Raw genomic sequence first — 20,127 nt, 5'->3', positions numbered from 1 at the left:
ACCTCGAGGAACTCTTCAATGTCGAATTCCCTCAAAGCTATGCACGGTTGCCGGCTTATCCTCTCCGGCGCAGCCGTGAAATAATGACCGTCACGGCAATCCCCGCCGCAGCCATGATGCCTCCCCAGAGGATCCAGATGCTTTGGTTGATCATGAAACTGGACGCGGGATAGGGAAAATAACCGCTTCCCTGGGCGATCCAGATCAGCCCGAGGAGGATCAGGAGCAGTCCAACGGCGTATCCGACGGTTCGCAACATGCTTCGGCCCTTCCCTATGAATCGATGCCACAATGTCGATCGGCATCGGTCATGACAAGGCTTCTCTCCTTGAGCGCGAACATATTCCCGATGCAATGACGCGCCAGCCTCCGTCCGAATGTCATGTCCTGCCGACTTCATCCACCAGCCAGGTGCTGAGCCTCTCGCTATCAACATTTGCCGATCGCGGCGGTATCAGCCAGTAACCGCGGTCCCAGGCCTCGAGCGGCGGCCCGGCTTCCACCAGCATATGTGTGGAGAGAAGCGTATCGACCAGCCCCATCCAGCCGATCGCCACGCCCTGTTCGCTGAGAGCGGCCTGGACGACCAGCGAGTAGGTGTTGAAACTGACATCACCGCGGCCGGCATGGAGATCGCGAGTAACGGAGAATTCGGCGAGATAACTTCGCCAATCGAACCAGGGCGATGGCATCGGCGAGTCGAGATGAATCAGGATCGCTTTGGCAAGCTGCTGCGGATCGTCGAACGGACCGTTGCGATCGAGAAAGCCTCGCGTACAGACGGGCACGACCTTTTCCTGCAGCAGAAGCGATCCGATGGCGCCGAATTCCGCTTTGGTGCCGAAAACCACCACCACATCCGCGTCGTCACGAAAGCCGGGTTCAAGCCTTTGGGTCGCGACGATCTGTAGATCCGTTTCGGGGTGAAGCAGGCGAAAGCCGTGCATGCGCGGGATCAGCCAAAGCGCTGAAAAGGCATAGTCGGTTCTCAGCCTGACCACCGGCCTTTGAGCCTCAGTGCGGAAACTGCGCGCCAGGGCATCGATATCACCGACCGTCTTGGCGGCGACCTGGAAAAGCCGCTCTCCCTCCGCGGTCAACTCGACGCCGCGGTGCTGGCGGCGCAGCAGGGCGACGCCGAACTGCTCTTCCAGCCGCCGAATCTGATAACTGACAGCAGGCTGCGTAAGACCGAGACCTGCCGCCGCGGCCGAAAAGCTGCCGAGCCCTGCGACCTCCGTAAAGATGCGCATCCATCCCAGCTCAGGCCGGCGGTCTGGCATAAAAATTCCTTTTGGCAGCCATCGAAAAAAGCCAGCTTTACAGGCACTATGATACTGGCTTTGATAAGATCTGCAAATAGCAAGGGACGTCCCCTTCCAGCAAGATCGTCCCGGCCTTTGAGACCATAGGAGACAATGTCACATGGCGCATCCGAATATCCTCATCCTGATGGTCGATCAGTTGAATGGCACTTTCTTTCCCGATGGCCCCGCCGATTTTCTGCATACGCCGCATCTGAAATCATTGGCGGAGCGCTCCGTACGTTTTACCAACGCCTATACGGCAAGCCCGCTCTGCGCACCGGCGCGGGCCTCCTTCATGTCCGGGCAGTTGCCGAGCCGAACCCGCGTCTATGACAATGCGGCGGAGTTTGCCTCCGACATTCCGACCTATGCGCATCATCTGCGCGCTGCCGGATACCAGACGGCGCTGTCCGGCAAGATGCATTTCGTCGGCCCCGACCAGTTGCATGGCTTCGAGGAGCGCCTGACGACGGACATCTACCCGGCCGACTTCGGCTGGACGCCCGATTATGGCAAGCCCGGCGAGCGCATAGACTGGTGGTATCACAATCTGGGTTCGGTCACCGGCGCCGGCATTGCCGAGATCACCAACCAGATGGAGTATGACGACGAGGTCGCCTACCATGCCACCCGCAAGTTGTTCGATCTCTCGCGCGGCCATGACGAGCGCCCCTGGTGCCTGACCGTCAGTTTCACCCATCCGCACGATCCCTATGTTGCCCGCCGCAAATTCTGGGACCTCTATGAGGATTGCCCGGCACTAGACCCTTCGGTTGCGCCGATTGCCTTCGAGCGGCAGGACCCGCATTCGCAGCGTCTGATGAAAGCCTGCGATCACGACGCCTTCGACATCAGCGATGAGCAGATCAGGCGGGCAAGGCGCGGCTATTTCGCCAATATTTCCTATGTCGACGACAAGATCGGCGACATTCTCGGCGTCCTCGAACGGAGCCGCATGGCTGAAAACACGATCATCCTCTTTGCCTCCGACCATGGCGACATGCTCGGTGATCGCGGCCTCTGGTTCAAGATGAACTTCTTCGAAGGATCGGCCCGAGTTCCACTGATGATCGCAGCACCCGGCTGGAAGCCCAGACGGATCGACCAGCCTGTCTCCACACTCGACGTGACGCCGACGCTGGCGGGTCTTGCCGGGATCGATATCGCCTCGCTGAAGCCGTGGACCGAGGGCGAGGATCTCGCAGCACTTGCCGAAGGCACCGGCAGCCGCAGCCCGGTGCCGATGGAATATGCCGCAGAGGGTTCCGAGGCGCCGCTCGTCTGCATCCGAGACGGACGATACAAGATCTCGCTCTGCGAGAAGGATCCGCCGATGCTGTTTAATCTCGAGGCCGATCCGCAAGAACTCGACAATCTGGCGGCCGACCCGGCCCATGCCGAGATCTTGGCAAGGCTTGTCGAACAGGCCGGCCGGCGCTGGAACCTTTCCGATTTCGATGCAGCCGTGCGCGAAAGCCAGGCGCGCCGCTGGGTGGTCTATGCGGCACTACGCAACGGGGCCTATTATCCATGGGACTACCAGCCGCTGCAGAAAGCCTCGGAACGCTACATGCGCAATCACATGGATCTGAACGTGCTGGAGGAAAACCAAAGGTTCCCGCGCTAGAACAGGATGATTTTAGGCCGGGTCGGCCCAAAATTCTGAATCCTGTTCTACATTATCTAGTTAGAGCATGATGGCGTCCGAAAACCGCTCACACTTTTCGCCATCATGCTCTGGGAATGAGAAAGAAGTGCTTCTGATTTAAGCCGTCTTGCGCGCCGGCGCCTCGCGCAGGAAATCCTCGATGAACGTCTTTTGCAGCAGGATGCCGTCCCATTCATCGGGGAAGAAGGGCGAGTCGTAGATCAGCGTGAAGGGGCCGGCATAACCGGCCTTCTCGCACATCTCCAGGCAGGTGCGGTAATCCTCGGCATCGAGACCGGCAACGCCGTAGTCGGCCTTGGCATGGCAGATTTCCGCCCGGCCCATGATATCGGCAAGGCCCTGATATTTCGCTGGCGCCGCCCAGTTGCCGAGGTCGCCGTTAAGCCCGACCTTGCCGTCCAACCGGTCTAGCAGCCAGTTCATTTCGACCGGCGACGGCAGCAGGTCGAACCAGTTCTCGACGACGACGCGCACACCGCTGCCTTCCGCCTTTTCCGCCAACCAGTTCAGATGATGGGCCGCGCGGGTAAGATTTTCCTCCGTCGGCTTCTGCTTGCCGGCAATGACGCGCATCCTCTCAGCCCCGAGGGCTGCGGCGATGTCGATCCACCCCGCCATCCACTTGACGTCGCGTTCGGCGGCCTCGGGATGGCTCGGATCACCGTCCTCGACGAGCAGCGTCTGGAACAGCACGTTCGAGGTCGCCATCGCATCGCGAAATTCGCTTATATAGGCGGCGTCGAGGCTCGGCAGATGGAAGGAACAGACCTCCAGCCGGTTGACGCCGCGTGCCGCAAGCGCCGCCGGAACATCGATCAACGCCGCAGCACCGGGACCATAGGGTTCCTTAGGCGCGGCACTTTTGTCGGGATCGGGGCTATAGGCATAAACGGCGCCAAGCAGCCGATGCAGCGACCATGTCGAAACCGCGAAACGTCCGTTTTGCAAAACCTGCACGTGTCTTCCTCCAGCATCTCCTCATGCCATCAATGGCAACTAAATCCCGGCGGTTCAATTGCCAATTCAGGCAAAATCGTCGCGGATGATCGGCTCGGCGGCAAGGGCAATCCCCAGCAGCGCCTCATCGCGATGGGTGGTGGCCGAAAGCAGCAATCCAACAGGCATGCCAGCCTCGCCGGTGCCGCAGGGAATGGAAACGCCGCACCAGTCGAGGAAATTGCCAAGTGCTGTGTTGCGCAACGTCTTGTTGTTCGTCGCGAAGAACAGCTCGTCATCCTGCTCCAGCGGCCCGATCGGCGGCGCGACATGGGCGACAGTCGGAAAGGCGAGCAGCCGGTCGCCGACCAGGCGCTCGACATCGGCGATCAGGCGGCTGCGCGCATCGAGGATCGCCAGGTAATCGGGCAGCGTCGTCTTGCTTCCGAGACGGGTGCGCATGACGACACGGTGGTCCATCCTGTCCGCATCCGGTCCGGCCAAGCGTTCGCGGTGAAGTGCGAAAGCCTCCGCCGTCACCAGCGGACCATATCTCGTCATCAGCTCGAATATCTCGTCGAAGGCGGGAATGACGGTACGGGCAACCTTAGCGCCGGCCTTTTGAAGACGTTCCAAAGCTGCCTCGAATGCAGCGACGACGCCGGGTTCCGCTCCGTCGAAGACGATGTTTTCAGGCACGATGAGTTCCAGCCCTTGCAGGGGAAGCTCAACGACATCAGGCGCCGTCAGGCCGCGCATTGCCACATCGATCCAGACCGCGTCCCTGACGCTGCGGCAGAGCGGCCCCAGCGAATCCAGGCTCTTTGCCAGCGGATAGACGCCTGCCATCGCGTGGCGACCGCGCGTCGCCTTATAGCCGACGATACCGTTGAAGGCGGCAGGAATACGCACCGAGCCGCCGGTATCGGTGCCCATGGCGACCGGAACCAGTCCGGCGGCGACGACGACACCGGCGCCAGAGGACGAGCCGCCCGGAATGCGTGGAAGATCAGTGCCGCGCGGATTTACCGGCGTGCCGTAATGCGGATTGATGCCGAGGCCGGAAAAGGCGAACTCGCTCATATTTGTGCGTCCGACGGCGACCATGCCCGCCTGCCTGAGCAAAGCGACAACAGCCGCATCGCGCTTGGCCGGCATATCCTTTGCCAGAACGACGGAACCCGCCGTCGTCGGCAGGCCTTCCATGTCGAAAAGATCCTTCCAGGCAATCGGAATGCCATCCAGCAATCCAAGCGAGCGCCCTTCCCGCAGACGCCGCGAAGAGGCGCGCGCCTCCTCCATCGCCCGGCTTTCGAGCAATGTGGTGAAAACCGCCTTGTCGGCATAATGCGCGATGGAATCGAAAACCGCCTCGGTCACCTCGACCGGATCGACCGCGCCACCTTGAATGAGGACGGAAAGCTGCGCGACCGACATCGCGCCGTAGGATTTGCTCATGGGACTATCCAGAAGAGAGATGTTCCTCTCTGGACTACCCCGGATCATTCCGGTCAACCAGAGCTTCACGATATTTTGCATTTATTGGTACGATTTTTTGAACACTGCGTTTGAAGATCGCCCCTTCAATTGCCACGATCGAAGACACACATGCTGCTCGCATGCGGAAGCGGTTCGGCACGAGGGTGGGAGTTTGCCCTAAAGAGACCGGCGCCGCATGTGTTGCAGGAGTAATTGAAATGACAGATTGTGAAACTTTAAGCCGTCGCCAGGATATGGTGACACTTCATGCGAAAGAGGACGAAACCGCCGGTTTAGGCGAGCGCGATTATGTAGATCATGTCAGCGCCCAGAAACTTTCAGCCTTCGAGCGCATTGTCGTGGTCGGAGCGCTGGTTCTCTTGAGCTTTGCGGGGTTTGCCGCATATTCTTCCGGCAATACGGACCCGATGACGACATCGGCCATTGCCGCCCCGGCCGGCGATAACATGCCGCCGCACCCGGCCTACGGCCATTGCCGCGACAGCAGCCCTTACGCTGAGAGGGTTTGCTGATAGCAAAACATATTGCCGGGCGTGGAAACCTTGGCCCAGGCTGCATCGACAGCAGGAAAAGGGAAAAGGACCATGGCCGGCGACATCGACTTCAAGCTTCACCGCTTCATAGACGCCCAGAACGGCGTCTACGAACAAGCGCTCTTAGAGCTGAAAGCCGGGCGCAAGACCTCCCACTGGATGTGGTTCATCTTCCCGCAGGTCGCCGGTCTCGGTACGTCGGCGATGGCCGAAAAATATGCGATCCGCTCGGCGGAGGAAGCCGCCGCCTATCTCGCCGATCCTATTCTCTCAAGCCGGCTGCTGCGTTGCGTCGAGGCGATCCTGTCCGTGAACGGCCGATCGGCGCACGCAATCCTGGGTTCACCCGACGACCTCAAGCTGCGCTCGTCGATGACCTTGTTTGCCGCGATCAGCGATCACGGTTCGCCCTTCCACCAAGTGATCGAGCATTTTTATCAGGGAAAATTCGACGATCGAACGATGAAAATCCTCAGTGCCAGCACCGACTGATTTTATGCCGGTCGGCTTAAAATCTGAATACTGTCGCAAATTAAATAGTTATCGGCCCGGCCTGCTCTCCAGCGTAGCAATTTCCTCGGAAATTTCGCTCAGCCGCTGACGCAGATCGCTGTCGGTGCCGTCATCGACCTCTTCGTCGCCGAAACAATAGCGCGCATCATGGAGCTCCAGCTTGGCCTCAAGCTCGGCGCGTTTGGCATACAGGCGTTTGAGATAGACGTAGTTCATCTCCCTGCCTCCACATCGCTCTCGGGTTAGTGTGAAAACGGCATGGAAGCGGTAAGGTTCCCCTCCCACACACTTGTGGTCGTCAGGCGAAAGAAGCGATTGCCGCCTGGCAGGCCTTGGCGAAATGACCGCAGCAGCCGGCAGCGCCCATGGCCTGGCGGCTGACGCGCGCGCCTTCGAGCAGCAGCGTCAACGTATCGGCAAGAAGCTGGGGTTCGCGCGCGCCGGCCGCCGAACAGAGCGCAGCCAGGCGATCACGCTGTTCGGCCTTGTGCCGCTCGATCATTTCGTGGGCGGGATGGCCCTCGCCCTTCAGCTCGATGGCGGCATTGGCGAGATCGCAGCCGGCGGGCTCACCGTTCAGACATTGCGCCCGCAGTTCCACCCAGGCATCCAGCTGGGCGCGCGGATTGTCGGGATAGGCCGCTTCCAGATCTCGCCAGATGGTACCCGCCTTTTCGGAGGCGCGGCGCAGCGTTTCGCAGACGAGTTCGTCCTTCGAGCCGAAATGCCGGTAGAGCGTCATCTTGTTGGTCAGAGCCGCGTCGGCAATGGCATCGACGCCGATGCCGCGAATGCCGCGCTCGCGGAAAAGCTCCGAGGCGGTCGAGACGATACGCTCCCGCGGCGGGATGCGATCTTCTAAAACGGCTGCGGAGATTTCATTCGAAGTTTCTGATTTTTTTGAGGACGTAGTCCTTGACATCAATGTGACCGATCGGTAACAAATGCATTGTTACTTACCGGTAACACCACAAAACGCGAAAGTCAATGCCGAGGGCATGGCAGCGGAAAGTGGAACACGGGCGACCGCCCACGAAAGGAGGACAACCATGACAAAGACCAGAGATGACCTGACGATATCCGAAGCCCTTCGCGACCCCCTGATCGCCATGGTGTTGCGCGCCGACGGCGTAAAGCTTGAAGACTTCAAGCAACTCCTGGAGACGGCCGCCCGCAAACGCGAGCCGCGCTCGACATCGGTGGGCAATATGATCGGAGCACTCGCAAGCCGCGCCAATCTGCCGGCAATGCCCTGCTTCGGCTAAGGAAGCCGCCTAAACAGCTTGGGGATCTCTCCCTGCCCCCGTCGAGGGCTGCCGTCATAACCAGACGGCGGCCCTTGCCGCTTTAAAGGATCGGCTTGCCGCCGGTGACCGCGATTGTCGTGCCGGAGACGTAGCTCGACAAGGGATCGGCCAGCATCACATAGGCTGTGGCAAGCTCGGCCGGCTGTCCCGGCCGTTTCATCGGCACCTGCTTGCCGAAGTTACTGACGCTTTCTTCAGGCAGTGTCGATGGGATGAGCGGCGTCCAGATGGGCCCTGGCGCCACCGCATTGGCGCGAATGCCTTTCTCGGCCAGAAGCTGAGCAAGGCCGGCGGTGAAATTCTGGATCGCGCCCTTGGTCGTCGCATAGGCAAGCAGCGTTGGGTTCGGATTGTCCGAATTGATCGAAGCCGTGTTGATGATGGCGCTGCCGGGCTTCATATGGGCAACGGCCGCCTTGGTCAGGTAGAACATCGAATGGATATTGACCTTGAAGGTCAGTTCCCACTCTTCATCACTGATCTCGTCGATGCTCTTGAAGCTTGCCTGATGTGCGGCATTGTTGACGAGAATGTCGATACCGCCGAGCTCCTTGACCGCCGTCTCGACGATCTGTCTGCAGTGGGCGGGATCCTGGATGTCACCGCTGACGAGGATAGCCTTGCGTCCGGCCTGCTCGACCAGCCGTTTCGTCTCATCGGCATCCTCATCCTCGTCGAGATAGGACAGCAGCAGATCGGCACCCTCCCTGGCATAGGCGATCGCCACTGCCCGGCCAATGCCGCTATCGCCGCCGGTGATGATCGCCCGCTTGCCCTTCAGCCGCTCGGAACCGCGATAGCTCTTTTCGCCATGGTCGGGAACCGGGTCCATCTGTGCCGTGAAACCCGGCATCGGCTGCTTCTGGGACGGGAAAGGCGGTGTGGGATAATTTGGCATCGTGACCTCCTGAGTTTCAGAGATCAAACTCGGCCTGGTGCTTGTTGTTCCAAGTCTCGCGGCGGAACGACCTTCTCGAGCAACCGCTCGCGCTGTGCGCGCTCACGGCCGTCGCCGCATCCTAAATTTCCGGTGATGATTGAAAACGGAGCCTCATCTGATCGGCCCAATCCGACTGGCAACCCGCGAAATGTTGCCATTTGCCACGGCGACAGCTATGCCATAGTAATGTAACATAGTCGCGTTTTCATGAGGGGCGTTGAATTGGACGGAAAGACATCAGCAGCAGTTTATTCCGAAGATGAGGGTGTTGCCGGCGAGACCGGTGGCAAGACCGCGCGTCGCGCGCGCGTCAGCGGCATCGACCGGGCGCTTCAGGTAATCGACCATCTTTACGAGACCGGATCGCCCGCCGGCGTCTATGCTATCGCCAAGGCGGTGAAGGCGCCGCTGTCGACCGTTTACGTCATCGTCGACGATCTCGTCGAGAAGAACATGCTGACGCGCCAGGCCGACGGCTCGATCTGGCTCGGCGCGCGGCTTTACCATTACGGCCTTGCCTATGCCAGGTCGCTGGATTTCATGAGCATCGCCACCCACGAAATGCACGATCTCTGCCGCCAGGCCGGCGAAACCGTGCAGGTCTGCGGCCGCGACGGCGACTATATGCTGGTGCTCGCCATGGCCGACGGTCCGAGCCATTTTCAGGTGGCGTCCCGCGTCGGCACAAGGGTGCCGCTGAACTGGACGGCCTCCGGCCGCCTGCTCGTCGGCCACCTGGCCGAAGACGAGCGCATCGAACTGTTCAAGCGCTGCGCCCGCTCTTCACCGACCGGCCGCGCCGAGATCGATCCAGGCACGCTGTCGGAAGCCGCCGGCAAGGCCTTCGAATCGCGCCTTTCGATCCAGGCGGGAGAATCCGACTACGCGGTTGCCTGCATCGCCTCGCCGATCTGCGATCGCGATGGCCAGTGCGTCGCCACCATTTCCATCGTGCTGCCGGAACAGAAGGCGTTTTCCGACGAGAACCACTATACGGCCCATGTGCGCAGTTCAGCGGAACGGATCGAAAAGCTGATGGGCTGGCGCAACCGCTAAGCATTTGCGCCCTTCAGCGGATCCTACCTGTAGGAATAGCCGTGGCTATGGCGCACCAGCTTGCGCGCCCGCGGCACATAGCGGCTGGCGGCAAAGGCATCGGCGCCCATCACCGCATAGCGCGGCTCGAACAGCTTATTGAGGACCGAAACGTCGCCGTTGGAATCCGTCGCCTCGAGATCGGAATCGACCAGGTCGAAAATAGTAAATTCCGCTTGCGAACCGACCGCAAGCCGGTTCTCCATCGACAGCTTGATGACGGATGCCGGTGCATGGGTGACGGCTTCCACCACCTTGTCGAAAGGCATGCCGACGCTGAGCAGCTTCGACATCGTCGTCGCCAGGTCCCAGACCGGGAAGTTCATCGAATGGCCGTGCAGGTCGGTCGAGATCGAGAACGGCAGAAGCCCGCGCGCGATCGCCGCCTCGGCGACCTTGAAGGAGAAGGAGGCGCCGCCATGGCCGATGTCGAGACGGATGCCTTCTGAGGCGCAGCGCTCGGCGAGATTGAAGAGGTCCTCGTCTTCCATGATGCTCGACCCGGCCTTGCCGTTGAAGCAGTGGGTGACGACGTCGCCGGGGCCGAGGATCTCCAGCACCTCGTCATAGAGCGCCGGCGGCTCGCCGACATGCACCATCATCGGCACTTTCAAGATCTTGGCGATCTTCTTGCCGAGCTTGACCGGGGTGACGCCCCAGGATCCGGTGATGACATGGCTGGCGCGCACCTTGATGCCGACGATGTGCTCGCTGTTTGCGGCATAGACTTCGAGGATGCGGTCGAGATCGATATCGCGGATATCCCGCAATTCCGCGACGCGGTTGCAGGCCACGAGGCCGATCGAGCCGAGATTGAGGAAGGCCTTGATGCGTTCGCGCGAGGGCTCGATGATATATTCGCGGAAGCCATGGAAATTCGCCTCACCAGCCGAACCGGCATCGACGAGCGTAGTGACGCCGCGCTCGAGGCCGCATTCGGACGGGCGGATGGAAATATCTGTGCCGCCGTGCCAGATATGCACGTGCAGATCGACCCAGCCCGGCGAAATGAAGGCGCCTTTGCCGTCGATGCGCGTCACATCCTGCGAGACGGAAAGCGACGGACCGATCTCGGCGATCCTGCCGTCGGCATTGACGAGGATGTCGGTCGCCCCCTCGGATGGGCCAGAACCGAAAGCCATCGGTTTGACATTGGTGAGGAGAAGCGGCTTCTTCGCCTGGTCGCCGGGCATGACATGCATTCCTTTCGAAGTCTTGGGCCGGGATTACTCCTCGGTCCTCCATCTAAAATTCCATAGTTATGCTATATAAATCTTTATAATAGAATAAAGCCGCGGATGCCGCTGTCAAGAACAATGACGTGGCCGACACCGCTGAGAAAATGGCAGCGGCGCGCTCCTTGCGAAGCGCGCCTATCTCGAAGATCCGATAAATTCGCGTTTATTTTCAATCCCCAAGGATCGAATAGTCGAGCCTTTGCAGGTGCTCCGGATCAGCGATGGCGTCGATCGCGGCGATCCTGCCATCGGCGATCGTCAGCGCCACGACGACGCGGAGCTGGCCCTGGATCTCCACGACGAACCCAAGCTCACCGCCGACGATGGCGATTTCGGCTGCCTGCGCCCGACCCTTGAAGGCTTCGGCCACGTCAGTTGCGCCGCGCATTTCGCCAATGGTGCCGAGGCGGGCGGCCGTCGCATCCGGCCGGAAGACGACGTCGGGGGCAAGCACCGCGATCAATCCCTCCAGATCGCCGTTGCGCGAGGCCGTCAGAAAGGCCTCGGCGATCGTCCGCTTACGGCCGAAATCGACATCTGGCGCTTCGTCCACCCCCTGCACCCGGCGGCGGGCGCGGCTTGCAAGCTGGCGGGTAGCGGCGGACGAACGGCCGATGATCGGCGCGATCTCGTCGAAGGGCAGATCGAACATGTCGTGAAGCACGAAGGCGACACGTTCGGCGGGCGCCAGCGTCTGCAGCACGACGAGCAGCGCCAGACCGACCGAATCGGCGAAGGCGGCTTCGCGCTCGGGATCGTTCGCCGGATCGGCGATCCCGCCATGGTCGGGCACCTCCAGCGGCTCCTCGCGCCGGGTCTTGCGGGCGCGCAGCATGTCGAGGCAGATGCGCGCCACCACCGTCGTCAGCCAGCCGCCGAGATTGCCGACCCCTGTCGTATCGGTGCGGCTAAGCCGCAGCCAGGCCTCCTGAACGGCATCCTCCGCCTCGCTGCGCGAGCCGAGCATGCGAAAGGCTGCGGCCCTCAGATGCGCTCTGTTCGCCTCGAATTCTTCAGTCAGCCATTTTTTCTCGTCCATTTGTCACATTCCTCCGCTGCGTTCCGTCAAGGCCATGACGCATAAAACCCGGCCGATGTGACAGCGCCGGCGGATCGTCGAACACGAAACGTATAAGGAGACATATCATGCAGGAGAGAATGGGAAATCCCGCCCTCGTCCTTCCCGCGGCCATGCAGGCGCTCAATGCACTCAGCAAGGTGCCGACCGAAACCGGCCTCTCGCCAAAGCTGCTCGAACTCGTCAATCTGCGCGCCAGCCAGATCAACGGCTGCAGCGTCTGCATCGATGGTCATTGGCGCATTGCCCGCAAACACGGCGAGACCGATGAGCGGCTCTTTGCCGTCGCTGGCTGGCGCGACGCCCCCTATTATAGCGATGCTGAACGCGCCGCGCTTGGGCTGGCGGAGGCGATCACCCGCCTTAGCGATCGGGCGGATCCGGTGCCGGATGATATCTGGGATGAGGCGACCCGGCATTATGACGGAAAGAGCCTTGCGGCACTGGTCATCGCCATCGCCAACATCAATGTCTGGAACCGGCTGAACGTCGCCACCCGACAGGTCGCGGGGCAATGGAAGCCGTAAACGGCGAGGTTGCCGGCAGCGCGTCACGCCTGCGCTGCCGGCAACCATCATCCCGCTCAGCATGGCTTCAGGCCATGCGAGACAATCGGTCGTTCAGATGATGCCGCCGCCGCCGGCAGCGGATGCCGGGCGCTCGGCCGCCACTTGTCTGCGATAACCGCTGGCGCGGTAGACGGCGATCGGGTCGATTGCGCCGCCGGCCCTGCGGCGGGCTTCGGCCAGAATCGGCTCGACATCGGCGCGATAGGCGCGCTTCAGCGTTTCCGACGCCATCAGCGCGTCGTTATCGTCCTGGTAGCCGGAGAGCGCCTTGCGGTCGACGAGCAGTGCCTGCGCATAGGCACGGCGGATTTCGTTGGCGCTGTTGATCAGGCTTTCGATCGGGTCGGTGACATTGTGCGACTGGTCGATCATATGGGCCGGGTTGAAATCGTTGACGCCGCGCTGCTCGGCGTCGACCAGTTCGTTGAAGACGAGGAACAGCCGGTAGGGATCGATCGCGCCGGCGTCGAGATCATCATCGCCATATTTGGAATCGTTGAAGTGGAAGCCGCCGAGCTTGCCGAACTGGATCAGCCGAGCGACGATCATCTCGATATTGGTATTCGGCGCGTGGTGGCCGAGATCGACGAGGCAATAGGCCTTGGGGCCGAGCGTCTGGGCGATCAGGTAGTTGCTGCCCCAATCCTGCACGATGGTGGAATAGAAAGCCGGCTCGTACATCTTGTGCTCGGAAAACAGCTTCCAATCGTCGGGCAGCGCCTTGTAGATATCCGCCATCGAGGCAAGGTAACGCTCGAAAGCCTTGGTGAAATGGCTCTGGCCGGGGAAGTTCGAGCCGTCGCCGATCCAGACCGTCAATGCCTTGGAGCCGAGCGCCTTGCCGATCTCGATGCATTCGAGATTGTGCTCGACCGCCTGGGCCCGTGTTGCCGCATCGGTGTGGCTGAGCGAGCCGTATTTATAGGAATGGACCTGGCCGGGCGCATCGGAAAATGTGTTCGAATTCATCGCATCGAAGCCAAGGCCGAGCGCGCTACCCTTGGCCTTCAATTCGCTGGCATCCGCCTTGTCCCAGGGAATATGCAGGGAGACGTTCGGGGTCGCCTGCGTCAGCTGATTGATGACGGCGCAATCGTCGAGTTTATCGAAGATGCCGCGCGGCTCGCCGGTACCGGGGAAACGGGCAAAACGCGTGCCGCCGGTGCCGACGCCCCAGGAGGGAACGGCAACAAAGAATTCCGCAACCTTCCGGGTGACCGCCTCGATATCGACACCGCGACGGGCAAGCGTCGCGCCCAGTGCCTCGTAATCGGCTTTCAGAGCGGTTGCCCGCTTGTCGTTGTCAGTCGCGACCAGATCTGGCGCAATCCTGGAATCTGTCATCTATTCCTCCCTGGTCGCGAACCATAGGGGCACGGTTCGCGTTCAAACGCTTACATGTCTTCAAACGAAGGAGCTACGATGGACGTTGTCCGCATTCTTCTTGCGATCATCCTGCCGCCCCTTGGCGTATTCTTGCAGGTCGGGATCGGCCTGCATTTCTGGCTCAATATATTGCTGACACTCTGCGGCTATGTGCCGGGGATCATCCACGCAATATGGGTGATCCTCCGGAAATAGCTCTATCCGTTTGCTTACGCGTCCGGACGCAAAACCGAATCGCTCTAACGCGTAAAACTCTGCACGTTGCCGGCATCGACGTTGATGATGTTGCCGGTCGATTTCGCCGAAAGGTCCGAGGCGAGGAAATAGATCGCCTCGGCGATATCTTCCGGAAACACGTTGAGTTTCAGCATCGAACGCTTGCGGTAATGTTCCTCGAGATCGTCCACCTCGATCTTGGACGAGGCGGCGCGCTGCTCGCGCCATTCACCGCTCCAGATCTTCGAACCGCGCAGGACCGCGTCCGGATTGACCGTGTTGACGCGGATGCCGGCATCCGCGCCTTCCAGCGCCAGGCAGCGGGCCAGATGGATTTCGGCAGCCTTTGCGGTGCAATAGGCAGATGCATTCGGCGAGGCGGCAAGACCGTTTTTCGAAGCGACGAAGATGACGTTGCCGCCGAGCGTCTGACGGCGAAACAGGCGGAAGGCTTCACGCGAGACGAGGAAATAACCGGTCGCCAGAATATCGATATTGCGGTTCCACGTCGCAAGCTCGGTCAATTCGATCGGCGCGGAGGAGGCAATGCCGGCATTGGAGACGAGGATGTCGATGCCGCCGAATTCGACGCAGGCTTCCGCGAAGGAGGCGATCACCGCATCTTCCTTGGTGACGTCGAGCCGGACGCTGCGCACGGCGTCAGCGCCGAACTTCTTGACGAAATCGGCTTCGGTGCCTTCGAGCGCTGTCTGGTCGATATCGGCAAGCACCACGCAGGCGCCTTCGCCGACGAGGCGCGCGGCCGTCGCCCGACCGATGCCGCCGGCGCCGCCGGTGACGAAGGCGACGCGACCGGCAAGGCTCTTTGGCTTCGGCATGCGCTGCAGCTTGGCCTCTTCAAGCAGCCAATATTCGATATCGAAGGCTTCCTGCTCGGGCAGACCCTGATATTCGGAGACCGTCGAGGCGCCGCGCATGACGTTGATGGCGTTGACGTAGAATTCGCTGGCGATGCGGGCCGTCGCCTTGTCGCGGGCAAAGGACAGCATGCCGACGCCGGGCACCAGGAAAATGACGGGATTGGCGTCGCGGATGGCGGGCGAATTGTCATGCTTGCAGTCGTTATAATAGCGGGCGTAGTCGGCGCGGTAATCCTCTAGCGCCTTGTCGAGACCGGCAACGATCGCGTCGACATCGGGCTTGGCCGGGTCGAAATCGACGATCAGCGGACGGATCTTGGTGCGCAGGAAATGGTCAGGGCAGCTGGTGCCGAGCGCGCCGAGCGGGCGCAGATCGCTGGAATTGACGAATTCGAGCACGGCATCCTGATCGTCGAAATGCCCGAGCTTGCGCTCCTGCTTGCCGATGCGGCCGCGAATCTCCGGCATCAGCCGGGCGGCGATGGCGCGGCGTTCGGCGACAGGCAGGCTTTGTGTCAGCGCGCCACCGAAAATCGTCTTGCCTTCGGTCTTTTCGGCAAACCAGACGATCGCCTTGTTGATGATATCGAGCGTCAGTTCGTAGCAGGCCTTGGCATCGTTTGCCCAGGTGAAGAGGCCGTGGCTCTCGAGCACGACACCCTTGGCATTCGGGTTTGCGGCGACGAATGCGCCGAGGTCGAGGCCGAGCTGGAAGCCCGGACGGCGCCAGGGCAGCCAGCCGATCTCGTCGCCGAAGATCTGCTGCGTCAATTCCTTCGAATTCTTAGACGCGGCGATCGCGATGATCGCGTCGGGATGCATGTGGTCGACATGGGTGAAAGGCACGAAACCATGCAGCGGCGTGTCGATCGAGGCAGCACGGGCGTTCAGGTTGAAGGTGCAGTGCGGCAGGAAGCCGACCATGCGGTCCTCGTCCTCGACGCCCTTGTAGATGCTCTTCAGCGATTCCAGCTTGTCCTGGTAGAGCGTCGCGAAACCGTCGAGCTTGATCGTGCCGACATCGCCGCCCGATCCCTTGACCCAGAGTACATTCACCTTGCCGCCGGTCAGCGGATCGGTTTCCAGCACCTTCGCCGAGGTGTTGCCGCCGCCGTAATTGGTGATGCGCTTGTCGGCGCCGAGCAGGTTGGAACGATAGAGCAGCTTGCCAGGCTCATCGAGGCCCGCCGCGTAAGCATCATCCCACCGGTTTTCCAAAAGCCGGACGTTCGCCGCCATGTCATCCTCCCATATGAAATCATCATCGGAGCGCAAAGTTCGCGCCCCTTTTCGCAGACGGTATCGCTCATCAAAACGGAGGTTGTCAATCGAAAACGATCAAATTCGATTATTGTGCAGCGCAATATGAAAATTTATGATCGTTTTTGATTGACACATTGTCATATGTGCGAAATAAACGATCGAAGGAGGAGCCCCATGCACGAACGCGAACGCCATCGCATCATTCTCAGCGCCGTTCAGGAAAAGTCCGTCGTGACGGTTCAGGATATTTCCGAACTGACCGAGGCTTCCGAGGCGACGATCCGGCGCGACATCGCGGCTCTCCATGTCCAGGGCAAGATCCGGCGTGTGCGCGGCGGCGCCGAGGCGGTACATCCGCCGCAGCTCGGCAATCTCGCGGGGCGTCCCTTCCGCGTTTCGGAATCCGTCAATATCGATAAGAAGCGCGCAATTGCACGCCAGGCCGTCGAGCTTTGCGATCCGGGCGATGCGATCATCATCAATGGCGGCACGACCACCTTCCAGATGGTGCATTTCATGGCGGCGCACCGCCTGCAGGTGATGACCAATTCTTTCGCGATCGCCGAACATCTGGTCAAACATTCGAAGAACACGGTGACGGTGCCAGGTGGCGCGATCTATCGCGAGCAGAGCCTGATCCTCTCTCCCTTCGACAATGACGCGATTCGCAATTTCTACGCCCGCCGATTCTTCATCGGCGCGCAGGGCATCGGCCCGCTCGGCATCATGGAAGCCGACGCGCTGATTATTCAAAGCGAACAGAAGCTGATGCATCAGGCCGACGAACTGGTCGTCATGGCCGATTCCAGCAAGTTCCATCGCCGGTCGAGCCTCATTTTATGCCCGCTCGAGCGTGTGTCTACGATCATCACCGATGACGGCATTCCAGAGGAAGCCGTCAGGATGATCGAGAATGCCGGCATCAGGCTCATTGTCGCGAGCCCGGTCGCCCAGGCAATCAAGGAGGATTCCTCGTCGGTCGCATAAGGCGCCGGGGAGGTGTGAAGAGTGTCAATCAAGTGGGAGGATGAAAGCATGAAACTCGCAAAGAAACTCGCAATCGGCGTGGCATTTGCCGTCGCCATGATGGCCGGCACGGCAAGTGCTGCCGACATCAAGATCGGTCTCGTCGTCAAGTCGCTCGGCAACGGCTTCTTCGATGCTGCCAACAAGGGCGCGCAGGAAGCTGCCAAGGAGCTCGGCGGCGTCGAGGTCATCTATACCGGTCCGACGACGACGACGGCCGAAGGCCAGATCGAAGTCATCAACTCGCTGATCGCTCAGGGCGTCAGCGCCATCGCCGTTTCGGCCAACGATCCCGACGCGCTCGTTCCGGCGCTGAAGAAGGCTGCACAGCGCGGCATCAAGGTCATCTCCTGGGATTCCGGCGTCGCACCTGAAGGCCGTATTCTGCAGCTCAACCCGTCGTCCAACGAACTGATCGGCAAGATGTGCCTGACGCTCGTCAAGGACCATCTTGACGGCGGCAAGGGTGACTTCGCCATCTTGTCGGCGACGACCACCTCGACCAACCAGAACATCTGGATCGACCAGATGAAGAAGCAGCTCAAGGATTTCCCGGGCCTCACCCTCGTCACCACGGTCTATGGCGACGATCTCTCGGACAAGTCCTATCGTGAAGCCGAAGGCCTCTTGAAGGCGAACCCGAACATCAAGGTCATCGTCGCTCCGACGACCGTCGGCGTTCTCGCCGCTTCCAAGGTCGTCGAAGACAAGGGTCTTGTCGGCAAGGTCTACGTCACCGGTCTCGGCCTGCCGTCCGAAATGGCCGGCGCGATCAAGTCGGGCGCCACGAAGGAATTCGCCATCTGGAACCCGATCGATCTCGGCTACTCCGCAACGCAGATCGCCTATCGCCTCGTCAAGGGCGAGACCGACGGCAAGCCGGGCAGCGAGATCGAAGTCGGCCGCATGGGCAAGATCAAGGTCGGCGACAATGGTGAAGCCGCCATGGCCGATCCCTTCGTCTACAATGCTTCGAATATCGACCAGTTCTCCAAGGTCTTCTGATCCGGAACCACCGCATTAAAGCCCGGCGGCCTGATGGCCGCCGGGATTCTCATTCGACACTGGTAGAAGCTTGATGAACGCTGCCTTTCAACAAACCGCCACGGACAGCAAAACCGGTGATGCGCCCGCCATTCTGGAAATGCGCGGCATCTCCCAGATCTTTCCGGGCGTGAAGGCGCTCGACAATGTCAGCATCGCGCTGCATCCCGGCACGGTGACCGCGCTGATCGGCGAAAACGGCGCCGGCAAATCGACGCTGGTCAAGATCCTGACCGGCATTTACAGGCCGAACGAAGGCGAGATCCTGGTCGACGGCCAGCCGGTGACCTTTGCCAGCGCCCAGGCCGCAATCGATGCCGGCGTCACCGCCATCCATCAGGAAACCGTGCTGTTCGACGAGCTGACGGTTGCCGAGAATATCTTCCTTGGCCACGCGCCGCGCACGCGTCTGCGCACCATCGACTGGCAGGCGATGAACAGCCGCGCCAAGGCGCTGCTGACCGCGCTCGAAAGCAATATCGATCCGACGATCCGGCTGAAGGACCTCTCGATCGCGCAGCGCCACCTGGTGGCGATTGCGCGCGCGCTGTCGATCGAGGCCCGCATCGTCATCATGGACGAACCGACGGCAGCCCTTTCCCGCAAGGAGATCGATGATCTCTTCCGCATCGTCCGGGGCCTGAGGGAAAAGGGCAAGGCGATCCTCTTCATCAGCCACAAGTTCGACGAGGTCTACGAGATCGCCGATGATTTCGTCGTCTTCCGCGACGGCCGCGCCGTCGGCCAGGGCCGGCTCAAGGAAACGCCGCAGGACGAGATCGTCCGCATGATGGTCGGCCGCGACGTCGAGAATGCTTTTCCGAAGGTCGATGTCGCCATCGGCGGCCCGGTTCTGGAGATCCGCAACTACAGCCACCGCACCGAATTCCGCGACATCTCCTTCACCCTGCGCCAGGGCGAAATTCTCGGCATTTACGGTCTGATCGGCGCCGGGCGTTCGGAACTGTCCCAATCGCTCTTCGGCATCACCAGGCCGGCCTCCGGCACCATGATGCTCGAAGGCCGCGAGATCACCATCCATTCGCCGCAGGACGCGATCCGCGCCGGCATCGTCTATGTGCCGGAGGAACGCGGCCGCCACGGGCTGGCGCTGCCGATGCCGATCTTCCAGAACATGACGCTGCCTTCGCTTACCCGCACCTCGCGCCGGGGCTTCCTCAGGGCGGCAGAAGAATTCGCGCTTGCCCGCAAATATGCCGAGCGGCTGGACCTACGCGCCGCCGCCCTTTCCGTCCCGGTCGGCACGCTGTCGGGCGGCAACCAGCAGAAGGTCGTCATCGGCAAATGGCTGGCGACGGCACCGAAGGTCATCATCCTCGATGAACCGACAAAGGGCATCGACATCGGTTCGAAGGCGGCCGTGCACGGCTTCATCAGCGAACTCGCCGCCGAGGGCCTGTCGATCATCATGGTCTCGTCCGAACTGCCTGAAATCATCGGCATGTCGGACCGCGTCCTGGTGATGAAGGAGGGTCTCGCCGCCGGGATTTTCGACCGCGCCGAGCTGTCGCCGGAAGCGCTGGTGCGCGCTGCCACCGGCAATGCATGAGGCCCGCAATGCATAAGGCCCAGCAATTCATAAGGCCCAGGAATTCCTAAGGTAAG

Annotated in this window: 21 protein-coding genes; 10 read left to right on the top strand and 11 right to left on the bottom strand. The window is 61.0% G+C overall.

Translation table 11 applies throughout. The annotated features are described in order from the left end of the window. Positions 1-55 precede the first annotated feature (55 nt). Together AC245Y_RS30110 and AC245Y_RS30105 are read right to left on the bottom strand one after the other, a co-directional pair. Entirely contained in the window at positions 56-259 is a 204-nt protein-coding gene (locus AC245Y_RS30110) for a hypothetical protein (protein ID WP_026157607.1), read from the bottom strand. A gap of 121 nt (positions 260-380) precedes the next feature. After that, a complete protein-coding gene (locus AC245Y_RS30105; RefSeq protein WP_017996453.1) occupies positions 381-1,283 on the bottom strand; it encodes a choline sulfate utilization transcriptional regulator in 903 nt (300 codons plus the stop codon). Between the two features lie 142 nt (positions 1,284-1,425). On the opposite strand from AC245Y_RS30105, the gene betC reads away from it, so the two are divergent. After that, positions 1,426-2,934, top strand: coding sequence for a choline-sulfatase (betC, locus tag AC245Y_RS30100; protein ID WP_017996454.1), 1,509 nt, complete (start codon positions 1,426-1,428; stop codon positions 2,932-2,934). A 138-nt stretch (positions 2,935-3,072) separates the two neighbouring features. Here the strand turns inward: betC and AC245Y_RS30095 are convergent, their stop codons facing one another. After that, entirely contained in the window at positions 3,073-3,933 is an 861-nt protein-coding gene (locus AC245Y_RS30095) for a sugar phosphate isomerase/epimerase family protein (protein WP_017996455.1), read from the bottom strand. Positions 3,934-3,999: 66 nt separating this feature from the next. Then, a complete protein-coding gene (locus AC245Y_RS30090; protein WP_012763256.1) occupies positions 4,000-5,370 on the bottom strand; it encodes an amidase in 1,371 nt (456 codons plus the stop codon). Positions 5,371-5,645: 275 nt separating this feature from the next. On the opposite strand from AC245Y_RS30090, the gene AC245Y_RS30085 reads away from it, so the two are divergent. Beyond that, on the top strand, positions 5,646-5,924 hold the full coding sequence (locus AC245Y_RS30085) for a hypothetical protein (RefSeq protein ID WP_017996456.1): 279 nt from the start codon (positions 5,646-5,648) through the stop codon (positions 5,922-5,924). 72 nt (positions 5,925-5,996) lie between these two features. Then, the gene (locus AC245Y_RS30080; protein WP_017996457.1) at positions 5,997-6,437 is read left to right on the top strand and encodes a DUF1810 domain-containing protein; all 441 of its coding nucleotides are present in this window, start codon (positions 5,997-5,999) and stop codon (positions 6,435-6,437) included. 48 nt (positions 6,438-6,485) lie between these two features. On the opposite strand, the gene AC245Y_RS30075 is transcribed toward AC245Y_RS30080, so the two are convergent. Further along, positions 6,486-6,674: a hypothetical protein gene (locus tag AC245Y_RS30075; protein WP_017996458.1), complete on the bottom strand. Its 189-nt coding sequence runs from the start codon at positions 6,672-6,674 to the stop codon at positions 6,486-6,488. Positions 6,675-6,756: 82 nt separating this feature from the next. After that, entirely contained in the window at positions 6,757-7,380 is a 624-nt protein-coding gene (locus AC245Y_RS30070) for a TetR/AcrR family transcriptional regulator (RefSeq protein ID WP_003553843.1), read from the bottom strand. A gap of 127 nt (positions 7,381-7,507) precedes the next feature. Here AC245Y_RS30070 and AC245Y_RS30065 point away from each other — a divergent pair, with 127 nt between their 5' ends. Then, on the top strand, positions 7,508-7,723 hold the full coding sequence (locus AC245Y_RS30065; RefSeq protein ID WP_003547846.1) for a hypothetical protein: 216 nt from the start codon (positions 7,508-7,510) through the stop codon (positions 7,721-7,723). Positions 7,724-7,805: 82 nt separating this feature from the next. On the opposite strand, the gene AC245Y_RS30060 is transcribed toward AC245Y_RS30065, so the two are convergent. Beyond that, positions 7,806-8,663, bottom strand: coding sequence for an SDR family oxidoreductase (locus AC245Y_RS30060; protein WP_003553847.1), 858 nt, complete (start codon positions 8,661-8,663; stop codon positions 7,806-7,808). Positions 8,664-8,912: 249 nt separating this feature from the next. Between AC245Y_RS30060 and AC245Y_RS30055 the strand changes: the two genes are divergently transcribed. Beyond that, positions 8,913-9,761 carry an IclR family transcriptional regulator gene (locus AC245Y_RS30055; RefSeq protein WP_017996459.1) on the top strand — a complete coding sequence of 283 codons (849 nt, stop codon included), beginning with the start codon at positions 8,913-8,915 and terminating at the stop codon, positions 9,759-9,761. Between the two features lie 23 nt (positions 9,762-9,784). Here AC245Y_RS30055 and AC245Y_RS30050 read toward each other — a convergent pair whose 3' ends face one another. Both AC245Y_RS30050 and AC245Y_RS30045 read right to left on the bottom strand, forming a co-directional pair. Then, the gene (locus AC245Y_RS30050) at positions 9,785-10,993 is read right to left on the bottom strand and encodes an amidohydrolase/deacetylase family metallohydrolase (protein WP_003553851.1); all 1,209 of its coding nucleotides are present in this window, start codon (positions 10,991-10,993) and stop codon (positions 9,785-9,787) included. A 214-nt stretch (positions 10,994-11,207) separates the two neighbouring features. Next, complete coding sequence (locus AC245Y_RS30045) at positions 11,208-12,077, bottom strand: sigma-70 family RNA polymerase sigma factor (RefSeq protein WP_017996461.1); 870 nt, start codon at positions 12,075-12,077, stop codon at positions 11,208-11,210. 107 nt (positions 12,078-12,184) lie between these two features. Here AC245Y_RS30045 and AC245Y_RS30040 point away from each other — a divergent pair, with 107 nt between their 5' ends. After that, positions 12,185-12,643: a carboxymuconolactone decarboxylase family protein gene (locus AC245Y_RS30040; protein ID WP_017996462.1), complete on the top strand. Its 459-nt coding sequence runs from the start codon at positions 12,185-12,187 to the stop codon at positions 12,641-12,643. 93 nt (positions 12,644-12,736) lie between these two features. On the opposite strand, the gene rhaI is transcribed toward AC245Y_RS30040, so the two are convergent. After that, complete coding sequence (rhaI, locus tag AC245Y_RS30035) at positions 12,737-14,029, bottom strand: L-rhamnose catabolism isomerase (RefSeq protein WP_017996463.1); 1,293 nt, start codon at positions 14,027-14,029, stop codon at positions 12,737-12,739. A gap of 78 nt (positions 14,030-14,107) precedes the next feature. Between rhaI and AC245Y_RS30030 the strand changes: the two genes are divergently transcribed. Further along, on the top strand, positions 14,108-14,266 hold the full coding sequence (locus AC245Y_RS30030) for a YqaE/Pmp3 family membrane protein (RefSeq protein WP_003547831.1): 159 nt from the start codon (positions 14,108-14,110) through the stop codon (positions 14,264-14,266). Between the two features lie 44 nt (positions 14,267-14,310). On the opposite strand, the gene AC245Y_RS30025 is transcribed toward AC245Y_RS30030, so the two are convergent. Beyond that, entirely contained in the window at positions 14,311-16,407 is a 2,097-nt protein-coding gene (locus tag AC245Y_RS30025) for a bifunctional rhamnulose-1-phosphate aldolase/short-chain dehydrogenase (RefSeq protein ID WP_012763260.1), read from the bottom strand. 198 nt (positions 16,408-16,605) lie between these two features. Here AC245Y_RS30025 and AC245Y_RS30020 point away from each other — a divergent pair, with 198 nt between their 5' ends. The 3 genes from AC245Y_RS30020 to AC245Y_RS30010 all read left to right on the top strand — a co-directional run bounded on the left by AC245Y_RS30020 (position 16,606) and on the right by AC245Y_RS30010 (position 20,071). Next, on the top strand, positions 16,606-17,418 hold the full coding sequence (locus AC245Y_RS30020) for a DeoR/GlpR family DNA-binding transcription regulator (RefSeq protein WP_011655152.1): 813 nt from the start codon (positions 16,606-16,608) through the stop codon (positions 17,416-17,418). Positions 17,419-17,466: 48 nt separating this feature from the next. Further along, positions 17,467-18,462, top strand: coding sequence for a rhamnose ABC transporter substrate-binding protein (gene rhaS, locus AC245Y_RS30015; RefSeq protein ID WP_026157608.1), 996 nt, complete (start codon positions 17,467-17,469; stop codon positions 18,460-18,462). 73 nt (positions 18,463-18,535) lie between these two features. Further along, complete coding sequence (locus AC245Y_RS30010; RefSeq protein ID WP_020487095.1) at positions 18,536-20,071, top strand: sugar ABC transporter ATP-binding protein; 1,536 nt, start codon at positions 18,536-18,538, stop codon at positions 20,069-20,071. Positions 20,072-20,127: the final 56 nt, after the last annotated feature.

The organism is Rhizobium sp. SRDI943, assembly GCF_057653695.1.
This window is presented reverse-complemented; position numbering and strand designations above follow the sequence as displayed.

Bases quoted from the DNA above. Each gene is read 5' to 3' on its own strand.
- AC245Y_RS30110 (WP_026157607.1), bottom strand. From the start codon at position 259: ATGTTGCGAACCGTCGGATACGCCGTTGGACTGCTCCTGATCCTCCTC.
- AC245Y_RS30105 (WP_017996453.1), bottom strand. From the start codon at position 1,283: ATGCCAGACCGCCGGCCTGAGCTGGGATGGATGCGCATCTTTACGGAG.
- betC (WP_017996454.1), top strand. From the start codon at position 1,426: ATGGCGCATCCGAATATCCTCATCCTGATGGTCGATCAGTTGAATGGC.
- AC245Y_RS30090 (WP_012763256.1), bottom strand. From the start codon at position 5,370: ATGAGCAAATCCTACGGCGCGATGTCGGTCGCGCAGCTTTCCGTCCTC.
- AC245Y_RS30085 (WP_017996456.1), top strand. From the start codon at position 5,646: ATGGTGACACTTCATGCGAAAGAGGACGAAACCGCCGGTTTAGGCGAG.
- AC245Y_RS30080 (WP_017996457.1), top strand. From the start codon at position 5,997: ATGGCCGGCGACATCGACTTCAAGCTTCACCGCTTCATAGACGCCCAG.
- AC245Y_RS30075 (WP_017996458.1), bottom strand. From the start codon at position 6,674: ATGAACTACGTCTATCTCAAACGCCTGTATGCCAAACGCGCCGAGCTT.
- AC245Y_RS30070 (WP_003553843.1), bottom strand. From the start codon at position 7,380: ATGTCAAGGACTACGTCCTCAAAAAAATCAGAAACTTCGAATGAAATC.
- AC245Y_RS30065 (WP_003547846.1), top strand. From the start codon at position 7,508: ATGACAAAGACCAGAGATGACCTGACGATATCCGAAGCCCTTCGCGAC.
- AC245Y_RS30060 (WP_003553847.1), bottom strand. From the start codon at position 8,663: ATGCCAAATTATCCCACACCGCCTTTCCCGTCCCAGAAGCAGCCGATG.
- AC245Y_RS30055 (WP_017996459.1), top strand. From the start codon at position 8,913: ATGAGGGGCGTTGAATTGGACGGAAAGACATCAGCAGCAGTTTATTCC.
- AC245Y_RS30050 (WP_003553851.1), bottom strand. From the start codon at position 10,993: ATGCCCGGCGACCAGGCGAAGAAGCCGCTTCTCCTCACCAATGTCAAA.
- AC245Y_RS30045 (WP_017996461.1), bottom strand. From the start codon at position 12,077: ATGGACGAGAAAAAATGGCTGACTGAAGAATTCGAGGCGAACAGAGCG.
- AC245Y_RS30040 (WP_017996462.1), top strand. From the start codon at position 12,185: ATGCAGGAGAGAATGGGAAATCCCGCCCTCGTCCTTCCCGCGGCCATG.
- rhaI (WP_017996463.1), bottom strand. From the start codon at position 14,029: ATGACAGATTCCAGGATTGCGCCAGATCTGGTCGCGACTGACAACGAC.
- AC245Y_RS30030 (WP_003547831.1), top strand. From the start codon at position 14,108: ATGGACGTTGTCCGCATTCTTCTTGCGATCATCCTGCCGCCCCTTGGC.
- AC245Y_RS30025 (WP_012763260.1), bottom strand. From the start codon at position 16,407: ATGGCGGCGAACGTCCGGCTTTTGGAAAACCGGTGGGATGATGCTTAC.
- AC245Y_RS30020 (WP_011655152.1), top strand. From the start codon at position 16,606: ATGCACGAACGCGAACGCCATCGCATCATTCTCAGCGCCGTTCAGGAA.
- rhaS (WP_026157608.1), top strand. From the start codon at position 17,467: ATGAAACTCGCAAAGAAACTCGCAATCGGCGTGGCATTTGCCGTCGCC.
- AC245Y_RS30010 (WP_020487095.1), top strand. From the start codon at position 18,536: ATGAACGCTGCCTTTCAACAAACCGCCACGGACAGCAAAACCGGTGAT.